Origin of the sequence: Burkholderia sp. BDU5 (assembly GCF_001522845.1) — a bacterium.
In the GTDB taxonomy this organism is placed as follows: Bacteria; Pseudomonadota; Gammaproteobacteria; order Burkholderiales; family Burkholderiaceae; genus Burkholderia; species Burkholderia mayonis.
In genome coordinates this window covers 20133-35467 of sequence record NZ_LOWC01000152.1, presented here as the reverse complement: position 1 = coordinate 35467, position 15335 = coordinate 20133, and the positions used below count along the sequence as shown (strand labels likewise).

General features: G+C 67.8%; 14 protein-coding genes and 1 pseudogene. 11 read left to right on the top strand and 4 right to left on the bottom strand.

What is annotated here, in order from left to right; genetic code table 11:
* Nucleotides 1–119: 119 nt before the first annotated feature.
* Together WS69_RS23995 and WS69_RS23990 are read right to left on the bottom strand one after the other, a co-directional pair.
* The gene (locus WS69_RS23995) at nt 120–1226 is read right to left on the bottom strand and encodes an IS5 family transposase (protein WP_059473159.1); all 1107 of its coding nucleotides are present in this window, start codon (nt 1224–1226) and stop codon (nt 120–122) included.
* 674 nt (nt 1227–1900) lie between these two features.
* Complete coding sequence (locus WS69_RS23990) at nt 1901–3415, bottom strand: acetyl-CoA hydrolase/transferase family protein (protein ID WP_059473158.1); 1515 nt, start codon at nt 3413–3415, stop codon at nt 1901–1903.
* A gap of 364 nt (nt 3416–3779) precedes the next feature.
* Between WS69_RS23990 and WS69_RS23985 the strand changes: the two genes are divergently transcribed.
* Genes WS69_RS23985 through WS69_RS23955 form a run of 7 tightly spaced genes read left to right on the top strand, consistent with a single transcriptional unit; the run spans nt 3780 to nt 10996 of the window.
* On the top strand, nt 3780–4469 hold the full coding sequence (locus WS69_RS23985; RefSeq protein ID WP_059473157.1) for a CDP-alcohol phosphatidyltransferase family protein: 690 nt from the start codon (nt 3780–3782) through the stop codon (nt 4467–4469).
* Nucleotides 4466–5248, top strand: coding sequence for a 2OG-Fe(II) oxygenase family protein (locus WS69_RS23980; protein WP_059473156.1), 783 nt, complete (start codon nt 4466–4468; stop codon nt 5246–5248). Before WS69_RS23985 ends, WS69_RS23980 begins: the two co-directional genes overlap by 4 nt.
* Nucleotides 5245–6246: an HpnL family protein gene (locus tag WS69_RS23975; RefSeq protein ID WP_059473155.1), complete on the top strand. Its 1002-nt coding sequence runs from the start codon at nt 5245–5247 to the stop codon at nt 6244–6246. The genes WS69_RS23980 and WS69_RS23975 overlap by 4 nt, the downstream gene beginning before the upstream one ends.
* A gap of 41 nt (nt 6247–6287) precedes the next feature.
* On the top strand, nt 6288–7052 hold the full coding sequence (locus WS69_RS23970) for a phosphocholine cytidylyltransferase family protein (protein ID WP_059473154.1): 765 nt from the start codon (nt 6288–6290) through the stop codon (nt 7050–7052).
* The gene (aepX, locus tag WS69_RS23965; protein WP_059473153.1) at nt 7049–8737 is read left to right on the top strand and encodes a phosphoenolpyruvate mutase; all 1689 of its coding nucleotides are present in this window, start codon (nt 7049–7051) and stop codon (nt 8735–8737) included. Before WS69_RS23970 ends, aepX begins: the two co-directional genes overlap by 4 nt.
* Entirely contained in the window at nt 8734–9915 is a 1182-nt protein-coding gene (gene aepY / locus WS69_RS23960; RefSeq protein ID WP_059473152.1) for a phosphonopyruvate decarboxylase, read from the top strand. Before aepX ends, aepY begins: the two co-directional genes overlap by 4 nt.
* A gap of 13 nt (nt 9916–9928) precedes the next feature.
* Nucleotides 9929–10996, top strand: a complete 1068-nt coding sequence (locus WS69_RS23955; protein ID WP_059473151.1) for a 2-aminoethylphosphonate aminotransferase — start codon at nt 9929–9931, stop codon at nt 10994–10996.
* Nucleotides 10997–11370: 374 nt separating this feature from the next.
* Here WS69_RS23955 and WS69_RS23945 read toward each other — a convergent pair whose 3' ends face one another.
* Nucleotides 11371–12069, bottom strand: a complete 699-nt coding sequence (locus WS69_RS23945; protein WP_059473149.1) for a DJ-1/PfpI family protein — start codon at nt 12067–12069, stop codon at nt 11371–11373.
* Nucleotides 12070–12217: 148 nt separating this feature from the next.
* On the opposite strand from WS69_RS23945, the gene WS69_RS23940 reads away from it, so the two are divergent.
* Both WS69_RS23940 and WS69_RS23935 read left to right on the top strand, forming a co-directional pair.
* Nucleotides 12218–13177 carry a GlxA family transcriptional regulator gene (locus WS69_RS23940; protein WP_059473148.1) on the top strand — a complete coding sequence of 320 codons (960 nt, stop codon included), beginning with the start codon at nt 12218–12220 and terminating at the stop codon, nt 13175–13177.
* A gap of 512 nt (nt 13178–13689) precedes the next feature.
* Nucleotides 13690–14763 (top strand): FUSC family protein, encoded by a 1074-nt coding sequence (locus tag WS69_RS23935; protein ID WP_059473147.1) that lies wholly within the window; start codon nt 13690–13692, stop codon nt 14761–14763.
* 40 nt (nt 14764–14803) lie between these two features.
* Here the strand turns inward: WS69_RS23935 and WS69_RS32085 are convergent, their stop codons facing one another.
* Nucleotides 14804–14962 carry a hypothetical protein gene (locus WS69_RS32085; RefSeq protein ID WP_156438367.1) on the bottom strand — a complete coding sequence of 53 codons (159 nt, stop codon included), beginning with the start codon at nt 14960–14962 and terminating at the stop codon, nt 14804–14806.
* Between WS69_RS32085 and WS69_RS35730 the strand changes: the two are divergent.
* A pseudogene (locus tag WS69_RS35730) lies at nt 14940–15116 on the top strand (TetR/AcrR family transcriptional regulator C-terminal domain-containing protein); the annotation flags it as partial. The gene WS69_RS32085 and the pseudogene WS69_RS35730 overlap by 23 nt on opposite strands.
* 25 nt (nt 15117–15141) lie before the next feature.
* Nucleotides 15142–15291, top strand: coding sequence for a hypothetical protein (locus WS69_RS35085; protein WP_231747208.1), 150 nt, complete (start codon nt 15142–15144; stop codon nt 15289–15291).
* Nucleotides 15292–15335 lie beyond the last annotated feature (44 nt).

Genomic DNA, 15335 nt, shown 5'->3' with positions numbered 1-15335 from the left:
TCCTCAAACTCGGTTGCTGCCTGATCTGCTGGAATACCCTTCGGCGGGCCGACCAGTCTTTATGAAACCGTCTCTTAGTTCGGGCCGATTCGATGTCATTTCCTCGCCGATTTTCGCCTCTATGCCGCTTTCGCAGCGAGCGTTCGCATGCGCGTGAGGTTGTAGGCGGCTTGCGTCAGCAGGAACAACTGCTCGACTCGCTCCCGCCCGCGACACATGACCTGCCGAATCCGGCCAACCGTCTTGCCCCAGCCAAACACCTGCTCGATACATTTGCGCTTGCGCTGACTGATGGCGTAGCCCGCCCAGCGTGTCGTGCGTCCGTCGATGGCAGAGCCGCCTGTGCGCGCGTCGTTTTGTGCAACGTGCGGCGTCACACGATTGCGTCGGCACGTAGCGACGAATCCGGCCGTGTCGTAATTCTTGTCGGCACCCACCGTAATCGGTACCTCGGCAAGTCGGGCCGCATCGGCCAGCATGTCGCCCGCCGCATCGCGTTCGGCCGTACCGTTGGCCTGCGTCACTTGCGCGTTGACCACCAGGCCATGCCGGTTGTCCGTAAGCACATGCCCCATATAGCAGAGTATCGCGCCGGTGTTGCGACTCTTGCGGAACAACTTCGCCTGACTGTCGCTGCTCGATTCATGCGTTTCGTTGCTGCGCTTCTCGCCGTGCCAATCCTCGCGCTGGCGAACACCGTTTCCAGGCGGCGTATCGTCGTCGGACGTGTTCTTGCGCACGAAGCTTTTATGGCCCGCCCACGCCTGAATCAACGTGCCGTCGACGCTGAAGTGCTCGCCCGAGAGATGACCGCGTGCGTGCGCCGTCTCCACCGTCTCGTTGAACAAACCCACGATGACATCGTGCGCCAGCAACCGGTCTCGGTTCTTGCTGAACGTCGAGTGGTCCCACACCGCATCGTCCATCGCCAAGCCCACAAACCAACGAAACAACATGTTGTAGGAGATTTGCTCCATCAGCATGCGCTCGCTGCGAATCGAATACAGCACTTGCAGCAACAACGCACGAATCAGCTTCTCGGGCGCGATGCTCGGCCTGCCGCCTTTCGCATCGCTCTCGTACATGCGCGCGAACACGCCGTCCATGCGCTTGAGAGCGTCGTTCAGCCACAGGCGAATCGGTCGCAGCGGGTGATTGGCCGGCACGAAGTCATCGAGCTTCGCCATCGTGAACATCGTCTCGGTGTAGCCGTCCGCTCCGCGCATCACTTCGCTCTCAGTGTTGGTCGATTCCTCGTTTCAACGTTTACCCCTCCCGCTCGGATGACGTCTGCGGGAGGTATTTCAACAGCCTGCTAGAAGGCACGATCCGTTCCGCGTAGGATGCCTTAGGAAGGACTGAAGCTCGTCCGCTCTGTGCGAGCAGTGTCGATCGATCCAGCAAGGCTGCCAGTCGCATCGCTCAGTAGGATAACGAACTGTTTTTAAGGAGATCGTACGCCGCCGGTTTCCCGGTGAGACCGAGGACATCCTCTGGAACCCGCGCGCCTGGCCGAATATCGCGCTGCGCCCATCGCACTGATATATAAGCACCTCGAACAGTGCAAACGCGTCGTGCAGGCAATGTCGCATCCGGTCGCCCTGCCGGAACGCCGAACCGACCGAATCGGAGATCTCGATGACGATTCGCTCGCGCGTCGACGCGGCAGACGATGCGAGCGATGCAATCCACCGCACCGAACCGGCGTGCGTGTTCGACCAGCGCTCGCTCGTCTGCCCGCAACTTGGCACAGCAACCGCACCGCAACGCCGACCTTCGCCAAACCTCCACATACGACGCCGCCAAAACAAAACAGCGCGGTCACCTTCCGGTGCCGCGCCGTTTCACCGGTCGGCCAAGCGGAAGCCGCCGCCCGCCCGAACCGCCGGAAGCCCGATCGTCAGACCTTCATCGATCCGGTTCTCACATAGCGCTCGTGCCACGACAGCGCTTCGCCGAGCAGATGCGGCGTCTGCTTGCCGAAGCTCTCGCAACTCGCTCGTTCGAAGTAATCTTCGAGCATCGGGCGGTAGTCGGGATGCGCGCAGTTCGCGATGACTTTGCGTGCGCGCTGCTTCGGCGACAACCCGCGCAGATCCGCGAGCCCCTGCTCGGTCACGACAACCGCGACGTCGTGCTCAGTATGGTCGACGTGGCTCGCCATCGGCACGATCCGCGAGATCGCGCCGCCTTTCGCGGTGCTCGCCGACATGAAGCACGACAGATAGCCGTTGCGCGCGAAGTCGCCGGAGCCGCCGATCCCGTTCTGGATCTTCGTGCCCATTACGTGCGTCGAGTTGACGTTGCCATAGATGTCGGCTTCGATCATCCCGTTCATCGCGACGATGCCGAGACGCCGCACGAGTTCCGGATGGTTGCTGATCTCCTGCGGACGCAGCACGATCTTCGTGCGGAACGTGTCGATCTCGTCGGCGAAGCGCTTCACCGCATCCGGGCTCAGCGACAGCGCGGTCGCCGATGCGAAGCTCAGCGTGCCGTTCGCGAGCAGGTCGAGCATGCCGTCCTGAATCACTTCGGTATACGCGGTCAGGTTCGAGAAGCCGCCTTCTCCGAGACCGGCGAGCACCGCGTTCGTGATGTTGCCGACACCCGACTGCAGCGGCAGCAGGTTTTCGGGCAGGCGGCCGCGCTTGATCTCGTGGCGCAGGAAATCGATCAGGAGCCCGGCGATCTGCTTCGACGTCTTGTCCGGCGCCGCGAACGCGTTGCTGCGGTCGGGCGCGTCGGTCTCGACGATCGCGACGATCTTCTCGGCCGGGCAGTGCAAATACGGCTCGCCGATCCGGTCGTCGCTCTTCACGAGCGGAATCGGCTTGCGGTTCGGCGGCAGCGCGGTGCCGTAATAGATGTCGTGCATCCCGTCGAGGCCGAGCGGCTGGCGCGAATTCACTTCGAGGATCACGCGCTTCGCCTGGTCGAGCCAGGTCTTGTTGTTGCCGATCGACGCCGACGGAATCAGGCGCCCGTCCTCGCGGATGCCCGCGACTTCGACGATCGCGACGTCCAGCTCGCCGAACAGGCCGAACCACGCGTACTGCGCGACGTGGCTCAGGTGAATGTCCTGATAGTCGAGCTCGCCCGCGTTGATCTTGTCGCGCAGCGTCGGATCGGACTGATACGGCAGACGCATCGAGATGCCGTTCGCCTTCGCGAGCGCGCCGTCGAGCTCGGGCGCGGTCGACGCGCCCGTCAGCACGTTGATGCGGAAGTCTTCGCCGCGCCCATGCGCGGCGGCGATCCGCGCGGCGAGTGCGGCCGGCACCGCTTTCGGATACCCGGAGCCGGTGAAGCCGCTCATCGCGACGGTCATGTTCGGGCCGATCAGCGCGGCGGCCTCGTCGGCGGTGCGGACGAGGGAGCGCAGACTAGGTGCGAGGATACGAGAGGTTGGCATGGCTGAATGTCGAACGGTTGTATTAGATCTGGCGACGCGGCGCCGCAGGGGGTGTCTCCGGAGTGGCGCGCGCTTCCGGCGCGGACGGCGATTGCGGGCCGGCAGTGGAAGCACGGCCGGAGTATCGCAGACCGCACCACAGCACAGTGTCCATCCGATGCAAAAGTAACTTGCCGGATTTGCTGGATATTTGCCCGAAATCAAATCCGGGCGACATGCGCGCCGCGACGCCGGAGACGATCGCAACAACCCGGAGACCCGCTCCCGGCAAGGGCCAAACCTTACACTGACCGCTCCCGAGCGCGCAATGGAGCGCCGCAGTCATGAAAAAGCAATAAATTACAATTCCGTATATATTTCGCCGATGGACCAAAGAAAATCCACCGCCAACCGTGTTGCGAGCCCGCCGCCCCGCACCTGGGATGCACGGCTCGCACGCCGGCTCGTTACGCCGCTCGTCGGCACACCGGTCACGCCCAACCACCTGACCACGCTGCGTCTTTTGATCGGCCTCGCCGGCGCTTGGTGCCTCGCGCAACCCGGCTTCGGCTGGATCAACGCGGGGGCGTTCCTGATCGTGCTGTCCAATTTCGTCGATCACACCGACGGCGAACTCGCCCGAATCAGCGGCCAGTCGAGCAAGCTCGGCCACTTCTACGACCTCGCGAGCGACGCGCTCGTCACGGTCGCCCTCTTCGTCAGCATGGGCGTCGGCGTCGTCGCGGCGGGCGGCCAGATGGCCGCGTCGCCCGTGCTGCTCGGTGCCGTCGCGGGCGCGGCCGTCGCGCTGATCTTCTTCCTGCGGATGCGGATCGAGTCGTTCGCCGGCAAGGCAGGCACGAAGCAGGCGTTCGCCGGCGGCTTCGAGACCGAGGACGTCCTGTATCTGCTGCCCGTCGTCACGCTGCTCGACGGCGTCGAGCCGTTCCTCCTCGCGGCGGCGATCGGCGCGCCGCTCTTCGCGGCGTGGGTCGTGATCGACTACTGGCGCATCGCGCGCCGCGGCAACGCGTCCCGCGCGCTCAATTCAACCGAAATCCAACCAACCAAATGATCACGGACATCGAAGCTCGCGCGGTGCACGGCACGCTCGACGAAGCCGTCGCCGCGCGCATCGGCGCGCTCGACGCCGCACGCCTGCGCGGCGAGTTCGCGCGCCAGGACGCGTTTCTCTATCTGGACGACTTCCTGCCGAAGGATCTCGCCGGTCGGCTCGCCGACTGCGCCCGCGCGCTCCTGCCCGACATCAACCGCAACTATCTGCCGGGCCACAAGCAAGGCGGCAGCGTGAGCCGCCACACGATCGATGCGAAAGCGCCGCTCATCGCCGAGCTGTACCGCTCGAAGGCGCTCGTCGGCCTCCTCGAGACACTGACGGGCGACAAGCTGCTGCCGTCGCCGGACGACGATCCGCACGCGTACGCGCTCTATTACTACACGAAGCCGGGCGACCACATCGGCTGGCACTACGACACGTCGTACTACGACGGTCGCCGCTACACGCTGCTCTTCGGCGTGATCGACGATTCGTCGTCCCGTCTCGATTACGAGCTGCACACGCGCAACCCGGACGTGCCCGACGCGCCGGGCTCGGTGCAGATCGCGCACGGCGGCATCGTGTTCTTCGACGGCGACAAGCTGCGCCACCGTGTAACGCCGCTCGGCGAGAACGAGATCCGCGTATCGCTGACGTTCGAGTACGTGACCGACCCTGGCATGCGGCCGTGGAAGCGCTTCGTGTCGAACATGAAAGACGCGATCGCGTACTTCGGCTTCCGTCAGGTATTCAAGCAAACCAGGCAAACGGCCGCGCGCCGCCCGTCGCGCCCATGACGCGCACCGGCATGATCCTGCTGTCGCTCGGGACAGCGGCGTTCGTCGCCCTCCTCGCGTGGCAGGGCTTCGGCGCGGTCGCGGCGACGCTGTTCGCGGCCGGCTGGGGGCTCGCGCTCGTCGCGGCGTTCCATCTGGTGCCGCTCGTCATCGACGCGGCCGCGATCGCGGTGATGTTCCGCCGCGGCGAGCCGGGCAGCGAGCTCGGCGACGCGCTGCGCGCGCGCTGGGTCGGCGAATCGGTGAACAGCCTGCTGCCCGCCGGGCAGATCGGCGGGCCGGTGCTGATGGTCCGCTATCTCGCGCAGCGCGGCACGCGCCTCGCGGACGCGGCGGCCGCGATCACGGTCAGCACGACGATGCAGGCGCTCGCGCAGATGGTGTTCGCGCTCGTCGGCATAGCGGTGTTCAGCGCGTACGCGACGCACGAAGCCGCCGCGCATCTGCGCATGCCGGCGCTCGTCGCGACCGCGGTGCTGGGCGGCTGCGCCGCGCTCTTCTATTTCGTGCAGCGCCGCGGCCTGTTCGGACGCAGCCTGCGCGCCGCGTCGAAGCTGTTCGGCCCGCGCGACTGGTCGTCGCTCGCGACGCGCGCGGACGCGATCGACGACGCGGTCGGCAGGCTATACAGCGAACGTGCGAAGGTCCGCTCGACGTTCGCGCTGAGCTTCATCGGCTGGGTCGTCGGCACCGCCGAAGTGTGGCTCGCGCTGCACTTCCTCGGCCACCCGGTGAGCTGGCTCGACGCGCTGCTTCTCGAGAGCGTCGGGCAGGCGATCCGCGGCGCGGCGTTCGCGATCCCGGGCTCGCTCGGCGCGCAGGAAGGCGGCTATCTGCTGCTCGCGCCGCTCGTCGGGCTGCCGCCCGACGCGGCGCTCGCGCTGTCGCTCGCGAAGCGCGCGCGCGAGCTCGCGCTCGGCCTGCCCGGCATCCTGTATCTGCATTTCAGTGAAAGAAACTGGCAGCGGCGGCGCGCGCCGCAGCCGATCGCCGACTGATCCGACGACGCGACGGTCGGCGTCCTTTGCGTGGAGAACTCATGCGAGCCATCATTCTTGCGGCGGGCTTAGGCCTGCGCCTGCAACTGCCTCCCGAGGCGCAATTCCCGAAGTGCCTGCTGCGCTTCGACGATACGTCGCTCCTCGAGCGGCACCTGCGCGTGCTCGACGCGGCCGGCGTCGACGAAATCGTGCTCGCGCTCGGCTTCCAGTCCGAGAAGGTCGAAGCCGAGCTCGCGCGCCTGAACCGACAGGCCGAGATCGCGCTGAACCCGCGCCACGACCTCGGCAGCGTGCTGACCGTCCACACGGTCGCCGACGCGCTCACGCGCGGCGGCGACGTGCTGCTGATGGACGCCGATGTGCTCTACGACGACAGCATCCTCCACGCGCTCGTCGCGGATCCGTCGCGCGCGGTCGATCGCCTCCTGATCGACCGCGATTTCGAAACGGGCGACGAGCCCGTCAAGCTGTGCGTGAAGGACGGCGTGCCCGTCGAGTTGCGCAAGCAGGTCGCCGCGGGCCTCGAGTACGACACGATCGGCGAATCGGTCGGCTTCTTCCGCTTCAGCGAAGGCACCGCGCGGCGGCTCGCCGAGATCGTCGCGGGCTACGTCGACGGCGGCCGCGCGAACATGCCGCACGAAGAGGCGGTGCGCGACCTGCTGCTCGAAGGCGGCCGCACGTTCGACATCGCGGACGTGACGGGCGCGCCGTGGATCGAAATCGATTTTCCGGGGGACGTCGCGCGGGCGCGCGACGAAGTCTTGCCACAAATCCAACGCACGATAGGGGCCATCCGATGAATGCACGCGAACCGAACTTCACCGAATCGCGCAGCGCGCGGCTGCGACGGATGCTGACGAGCAACGAGCTCGAATTCCTGATGGAGGCGCACAACGGCCTGTCCGCGCGGATCGTCCGCGAGACGGGCTTCAAGGGGATCTGGGCGTCGGGACTCGCGATCTCCGCGCAATTCGGCGTGCGCGACAACAACGAGGCGAGCTGGACGCAGGTCGTCGACGTGCTCGAATTCATGGCCGACGCGAGCGATCTGCCGATCCTGCTCGACGGCGACACCGGCTACGGCAACTTCAACAACGTCCGCCGTCTCGTGAAAAAGCTCGAGCAGCGCGGCATCGCCGGCGTGTGCATCGAGGACAAGCAGTTCCCGAAGACCAACAGCTTCATCGACGGCGAGCGCCAGCCGCTCGCCGAGGTCGACGAGTTCTGCGGCAAGATCAAGGCCGGCAAGGATTCGCAGAGCGATCCGGATTTCTCGATCGTCGCGCGCGTCGAGGCGCTGATCGCCGGCTGGGGGATGGACGAGGCGCTGCGCCGCGCGAACGCGTATGCCGAGGCGGGCGCGGACGCGATCCTGATCCACAGCAAGCTGTCGCGTCCCGACGAAATCCTGCAGTTCGCGCGCGAATGGAGCGGCCGCGCGCCGCTCGTCATCGTGCCGACCAAGTATTACAGCACGCCCACCGACGTGTTCCGCCAGGCCGGCATCAGCACCGTGATCTGGGCGAACCATCTGATCCGCGCGTCCGCGTCCGCGATGCAGGCGGTCGCCCGAGAAATTCAGGACAGCGAGACGCTCGTCAACGTCGAGGAGCGCGTCGCGAGCGTCAACGAGATCTTCCGCCTGCAGGATGCCGACGAATACTCAGCCGCCGAGCGGATCTACCTGTCGTCGAGCTCGCGCGCGTCGAACGCCGCGCTCGTGCTCGCGGCGAGCCGCGGCGCGGGGCTCGAGGCCGTCACCGAAGACAAGCCGAAGGTGATGCTGCCGGTCGCCGGCAAGCCGCTCTTGCGCTGGCTCGTCGACGGCTTCAAGAAGCAGGGCGTGAACGACATCACGGTCGTCGGCGGCTATCGCGCCGACGCGATCGACACGTCCGGCGTGAAGCTCGTCGTCAACGAGCGGCACGCGGAAACGGGCGAGCTCGCGTCGCTCGCCTGCGCGGCCGAGCGCCTCTCGGGCGACACCGTGATCTCGTACGGCGACCTGCTGTTTCGCAGCTACATCCTGCGCGATCTCGCCGAGAGCGAGGCCGAGTTCAGCGTCGTCGTCGATTCGTCGCAGACGCAGCCGTCGAACCGGAGCGTGCGCGACTTCGCGTTGTGCTCGGCCGCCGACGACCGCGGGCTGTTCGGCCAGAAGGCCCTGCTGCGCCGCGTGTCGAGCGATGCGGGCGAAGGCGAGCCGCACGGCCGCTGGATCGGTCTCCTCAACGTACGCGGCGCGGGCGTCGCGCGGCTCAAGGCGATGCTCGACGCGCTGAAGGCCCGTGACGATTTCGATTCGCTCGATCTGCCGGCGCTCCTGAACGCGCTCGTCGACGCGGGCGAGAAGATCGAGGTGCAATACGTGCACGGCCACTGGCGCGGCGTCAACGATCTCGACGACTTCCGCCGCGCGGGCGACTTCGCGCACGGCCAGACGCCGTACGCGGAACAGAACACGGTCAACGGAGGCGCGAGATGATCGAAGCCGCGCAGTTCGTCGAGGCGGCGCGCGAACGCGGCTTCGACTGGTACGCCGGCGTCCCGTGCTCGTATCTGACGCCGTTCATCAATTACGTGCTGCAGGACCCGGCGCTCCATTACGTGTCGGCGGCGAACGAAGGCGATGCGGTCGCGCTCGTCGCGGGCGCGACGCTCGGCGGCCGGCGCGGGATCGCGATGATGCAGAACTCGGGGCTCGGCAACGCGGTGAGCCCGCTCACGTCGCTCACGTGGATGTTCCGGCTGCCGCAGCTCCTGATCGTCACGTGGCGCGGCCAGCCGGGCGTGCCCGACGAGCCGCAGCACGCGCTGATGGGCCCGGTCACGCCGGCGATGCTCGATACGATGGAAATCCCGTGGGAAACGTTCCCGACCGACGCGGACGCGATCGGCCCGGCGCTCGACCGCGCGATCGCGCACATGGACGCGACGGGTCGCCCGTACGCGCTGGTGATGCAGAAGGGCAGCGTCGCGCCGTACGAGCTGAAGCGCGCGGCGATGCCCGAGCGCCGCGCGCACGTCGCCGCGCGTTCGACGCAGTGCGCCGCCGCGCACGCCGACTGGCCGACGCGTCGCGACGCGCTCGCGCGGATCGTCGAGCGCACGCCGGCCGATTCGACGGTCGTGCTCGCCTCGACAGGCTTCTGCGGCCGCGAACTGTACGCGCTCGACGATCGCCCGAACCAGCTTTACATGGTCGGCTCGATGGGCTGCGTGACGCCGCTTGCGCTCGGCCTCGCACTCGCGCGGCCGGATCTGTCGGTCGTCGCGGTCGACGGCGACGGCGCCGCACTGATGCGGATGGGCGCGTTCGCGACGCTCGGCGCGTACGGGCCGTCAAACCTCGTGCATCTGCTGCTCGACAACGGCGCGCACGAATCGACGGGCGGCCAGGCGACTGTGTCGCAATACGTGTCGTTCGCGAGGGTCGCGGCCGCGTGCGGCTATGCGTCGGCGATCGAAGGCGACGACCTCGGCATGCTCGATGCGGCGCTCGACGCCGCGCGCGTGGGCGAGCAGGCGGCGCAGCGAGGCGGCGCGCACTTCGCTCGGCTCGCGATCCGCACCGGCGTGCCCGACGGCCTGCCCCGCCCGACCGTGACGCCCGTCGACGTGAAAACGCGCCTGATGCGCCACATCGGCGCGACGCGAACCTGACAAGGAGTAGAAGATGCTGTTGCTGAACCCCGGTCCCGTGACGCTGACGGAGCGCGTGCGCCGCAGCCTCCTCCAGCCGGACCTGTGCCACCGCGAAAGCGAGTTCTTCGATCTGCAGGACGAGGCGCGCGCACGGCTCGTCGCCGCCTACGCGCTCGATCCGGACGAATGGAGCGCGGTGCTGATGACGGGCTCCGGCACGGCCGCCGTCGAGAGCATGATCGCCGCGCTCGTCCCCGAAAACGGCAAGCTGCTCGTGATCGAGAACGGCGTGTACGGCGAGCGGATCACGCAGATCGCGACGCAATACCGGATCGCGCACGACGTGCTGAAGCACGACTGGATGCAGGCGCCCGATCTCGCCCGCGTCGCCGGGAAGCTCGACGCCGATCGCGCGATCACGCACGTCGCCGTGATCCATCACGAGACGACGACAGGGCGCCTGAACGACCTCGACGCGCTCGCCGCCGTGTGCCGCGCGCGCAGCGTGCGGATGCTCGTCGACGGCGTGAGCAGCTTCGGCGCGGAAGCGATCGATTTCGCGGGCGGCGACATCGACGCCGTCGCCGCGACCGCGAACAAGTGCCTGCACGGCGTGCCGGGCGCGGCGTTCGTGATCGTGCGCCGCCGCGCGCTCGCGTCGGCCGCGAGCCGCACGTACTACCTCGATCTCGGGCGGCTCGCGAAGCTGCAGGACGTGCGCAACACGCCGTTCACGCCATCGGTGCACGCGTACTACGCGCTCGTCGAAGCGCTGCGCGAATTCGACGAAGCAGGCGGCTGGCGCGCGCGCCACGCGCGCTACGCGGCGCTCGCCGAGCAGGCGCGCGCCGGGCTCGCCGCGCGCGGGATGCCGCTCGTGCTGCCGGACGGCGAATCGTCGGTCGTGCTGCGCGCTTACCGGCTCCCCGCCGGCGTCGCGTACGAGCAGTTGCACGACGGTCTCAAGGCGCGCGGCTTCGTGATCTACGCGGGCCAGGGCGGGCTGTCGAACGAATTGTTCCGCGTGTCGACGATGGGCGCAATCGAGCCGGCGGACGTCGAACGCCTGCTCGACGGCTTCTCGGCGCTCACGCGCTGACGTCCTTGTGACGCGAGCGGCGGCGCGCACGAGCGCGGCGCCGTTTTTTTATCGCCCACCCGCGCGCTTCCTTCGTCATCCCGACGCGCGGCGGTCCATCTCGGACCCGCGTGCGCATCGTCGTCCGTCGATTCGACGGGGCGCACGACGCCCTTCCCCGTTCATCGCACCGAGCACGGGGCGCGCTCGCGCTCATCGTCGATCGATTCGGATGCGACGGTGCCGCGGCGCGCTCCCGTCTTTCACCGCGCCAGCCGGGCGGCCGTCCGCTCGAATCATGCGCGCGCTCATCGCCGATCGATACGGATTCGACGCATTCGACGGAACCGGCCGCGTTCCCGCCGAATCGAGCCGCGTCGCACGTTCGCCCGCGCTCAGCGCCCGCGCCCGTACATCGCCCGCGCGGCGTCCTTGCACGGATCGAAGAACCACGCATGGGCGGCCAGCACCTCGTTCGCCAGCGCCGGGCCGGCCAGCTCCGGCGTGCCGACGTTGAACGGCGGGCGCGGATGATATTCGATCGTCAGCTCGACGTGCTTCGCCTGCTCGACGCCGCGCAATTCGGCCAGCACGAGCAGCGCCGCCTCGAAGCCGCCCGTGGCCGGGCCGGCCGTATACAGATTGCCGTCGATCACCACGTCGCCGCCGCCGACGGGCTGTGCGCCGAGGTCGGCGAGCGCATCGAGCACGTGGAAATTGGTCGTCGCCCGGCGGCCGTCCAGCAGGCCCGCCGCGCCGAGCAGCAGCACGCCGCCGCAGATGCCGATCACGTAGCGCGCGCGGCTCGCGTGCCGGCGCACGAACGCCACCACTTCTTCGTCGGCGATCACGTCGGCCGGCACCGCGCCGACGACCAGCGCGTCGAGATCGTCAGGACAGTCGGCAAAGGTCGTCGTCGCCGCGATCGGGAACGGCGGCAGCGCGGAGATCGCATCGCGCGTCTTCCACAGCATGTGCAGCTCGGCCTGCGGCGCGAAGCCGAACACGGCGTGCGCGCCGAAGAGATCCATCACGGCGACGCCGGGCGCGAGGAGAAAGCCGATTTTCAGAGGTCGTTGTGCAGTCGGGGACACGGGTCGTCCTTTTTCGAAAAGAGATGATGTGACGCAGGATGCGCGGGACGAAACGCAACGCCCCGCATGACAATCAGCTTAGCGCGCAGTCGATTGGCGGTTGTGCCAAACTGGTTGCAGTTTCCGCCAACGCTTCCCCGATGCGTGCATGATCGTCTACATCCTCGTCTTTCCGGACGTGAATCTCCTGGACCTGTCGGGTCCGCTGCAGGTGCTGTCGAGCGCCAACGAACTCGCGCGCGACACCGGCGCGGCCGAGCCGTACGACATCCGCGTCGTCGCGCGCGGCCGGCGCAGCGTGCCGACGCCGACGGGCGTGTCGCTGTCGACGCAACCGCTTCCGCCCGTCGACGCGCCGGCGGACACGGTGATCGTCGCGGGCGGCATCGGCGTCGACGCGGCGGCGCGCGACGCCGACACGCTCGCATGGCTCGGCGCGCACGCACGGCAGGCGAGGCGCGTCGTATCGATCTGCAGCGGCGCGTTCCTGCTCGCCGCGTGCGGACTGCTCGACGGCCGCCGCGCGGTCACGCACTGGCAGTGCTGCGACGAACTCGCGCGGCGCTATCCGCAGGTGCGCGTCGAGCGCGCGCCGATCTTCGTGCAGGACGGGCCGATCTGGACGTCGGCGGGCGTCACGGCCGGCATCGACCTGTGCCTGCGCCTCGTGACGAACGACTGCGGCCATACGCTCGCGCTCGCGGTCGCGCGCCATCTCGTCGTGTTCCTCGTGCGGCCCGGCAGCCAGGCGCAGTTCAGCACGTCGATCGAGCTGCAGAGCGCGTCCGGGCAGTTCGCCGATCTCCATGCGTGGATCCGGCGCCATCTGACCGCGGACCTGTCGGTGCCGACGCTCGCGGCGCGCGTGAACATGAGCGAGCGCAGCTTCGTGCGCCACTATCGGAACACGTTCGGCACGACGCCTGCGAAAGCGGTCGAGCGCATCCGGATCGAGACCGCGCGGAACCTGCTCGGCGAAACCGCGCTGCCTGTCAAGCAGATCGCGCAACGCTGCGGGTTCGGCAGCGTCGCGACGCTGCGTCGCAGCTTCGCGCGTGCATTCGATACTTCGCTGCACGCCTATCGCGACCGGTTTCGCGGCGCGTAGCGCGCGACGCGCGAGAACGAACCCGCCTCCACGACACCGGCAAAGGACGCCATCGCCGCCAGACAGTCCATCGGTCGCGCCTTCAGATCGCGGCCTCGGCCCGGTAGCGCGACGGAGACGTCCACATTGCGCGCCCCGCCGCATCGACGCGACATCATCGCCCGAAGGGCTTCGCTGCATCGCACCGCCACACGTTACATCCCGCGCGAGGCAGTCGTCCGGTAACGACGAAGCAAGCATGCCGCCCCGGACCGAACTGCCGGGACCGAAAGCACATCGATCGGACATCGAATCGATATTCCGCAGCCGTGTCGGCCGGCGCATCCGTCCGCAGCCGTTCTCGACGAACCGCGCGTCGCGCGACCCGCCACGCCCGCGTCACGCAGACGAATCGCCGCGTTGCGTTTTCGCCGAGATGGACAGCGCATCATGCTTAGGTTAGCGTAACGATCGACCCCGCCTCATCGCGCGTCGCGCATGGCGGGCAGCCTTCTCGCCCACTCCGCAGCTTCATGACGTCGATCTTACAAACCCGCCTGCCCGGCTTCGTCCGCAACGCGCTGCGCCTGGTGCTCGATCCTTACCGCCGCTACCGCCACGCGAAACTGATCCACGCGGCGCGCGTCGCGCTGAGCGTGCTGGTCTCGATCGCACTGACGACCGGGCTGCGCGTTCCGCACGGCGAATGGGCGACGATCACGGTGCTGATCGTGATCGGCGGCCTCCAGCACCACGGCAACATCCGCAAGAAGGCCGCCGAACGCGCGCTCGGCACGCTGATCGGCGCGATCGCCGGCCTGCTGCTGATCCTGCTTCAGACCACGGTGCATTTATCGCCGCTGACGTTTCTCGTCATGAGCGTCGCGTGCGGCGTCTGCGCATATCACGCAATCGGCAAGGCCGGCTACATCGCGCTGCTGTCCGCGATCACGATGGTGATCGTCGCCGGCCACGGCGACAACGAGATCGCCGACGGCCTCTGGCGCGCGGTGAACGTGCTGAACGGCATCGTGATCGCGCTGGCCTTCTCGTTCGCGCTGCCGCTATACGCAACCTACTCGTGGCGCTACAAGCTCGCCGACGCGCTGCGCGGCTGCGCGGCCGTCCATGCGCGAATCGCGGGCGAGCGCTACGTGAGCGACAACGAGCATCTGAAGGACATGGCGAAGCTCAATACGCTCCTCGTCCAGCTTCGCTCGCTGATGCCGTCGGTATCGAAGGAGAGTTCCGTGTCGATGCCGCAGCTCGAGGCGATCCAGCGCGATCTGCGGCTGTGCATCAGCTCGCTCGAGATTCTGTCGAACCTGCAGCCCGGCGCCGACGACGAAGCCGGCAGACGATTCGTCCAGGTCCAGATGAAGGCGAGCAACCGGCGGATTCAGGAGATGCTCGTCGGCGCCGGCCGCGCGCTCAAGTTCGGTACGCTGAGCCGGCTCGGGCCGCTGGCCGGGTCCGCCGCGCCATTCAGCGAAAACGCGCCGCCCGCGCAGTTGTCCGGGTACGTGTCGCTGACGGCGAAGCTGTCGCACGAAATCGAGCAGTTGCGGCAGCGCCTGCACGATACCTCGACGCAATGGAACATCTGAACGCGTCGCCGTGCCGACGCGGCTTCGGCTTCGGCTTCGGCTACTGCGCCTCGCCGGCCGGCGCACGCCGTTGCCGATAGGCGAGCAGCATCGCGAAGCTGAACAGAAAACCGATCCCGCCGACAAACAATGGCCCCGTTTCGCCGAGCCATGGCAGCGGGTTGATCAGCAAACCGGTGACGCTCCACGCGATCGCCATCACCGGGCGCGCGACACCGAGCGCCCGGCCTTGCCGATTCGAAGCGACGATGCGCTTCCGGTGCAACACGGGTTTCTCGCCGGATGCGGCGTTCGGCCTGATGATCGCGCTCGGCCGCTTCGTCGTCGGCTGGGTGCTGGAGGAGCAAGCCGACGAGAGGATGGACGCGCCTTCGTCGAATGACGACACCGGTCCGGACGCCGCTACGCATCCTCGTCGCACGCGGCTGGGCGTCGCTGCGATCCGCGAGCGCCGACGCGCTGTTCGAGCGCGGCCTGCGAATTTTCATCGCCGGCGCGGAGGCCAAGCTGGAGAACAACGCGAAGTAAGCACGTGGGAGACTCACGTGCGGCAGCGAACCGTCTCCGCCCGA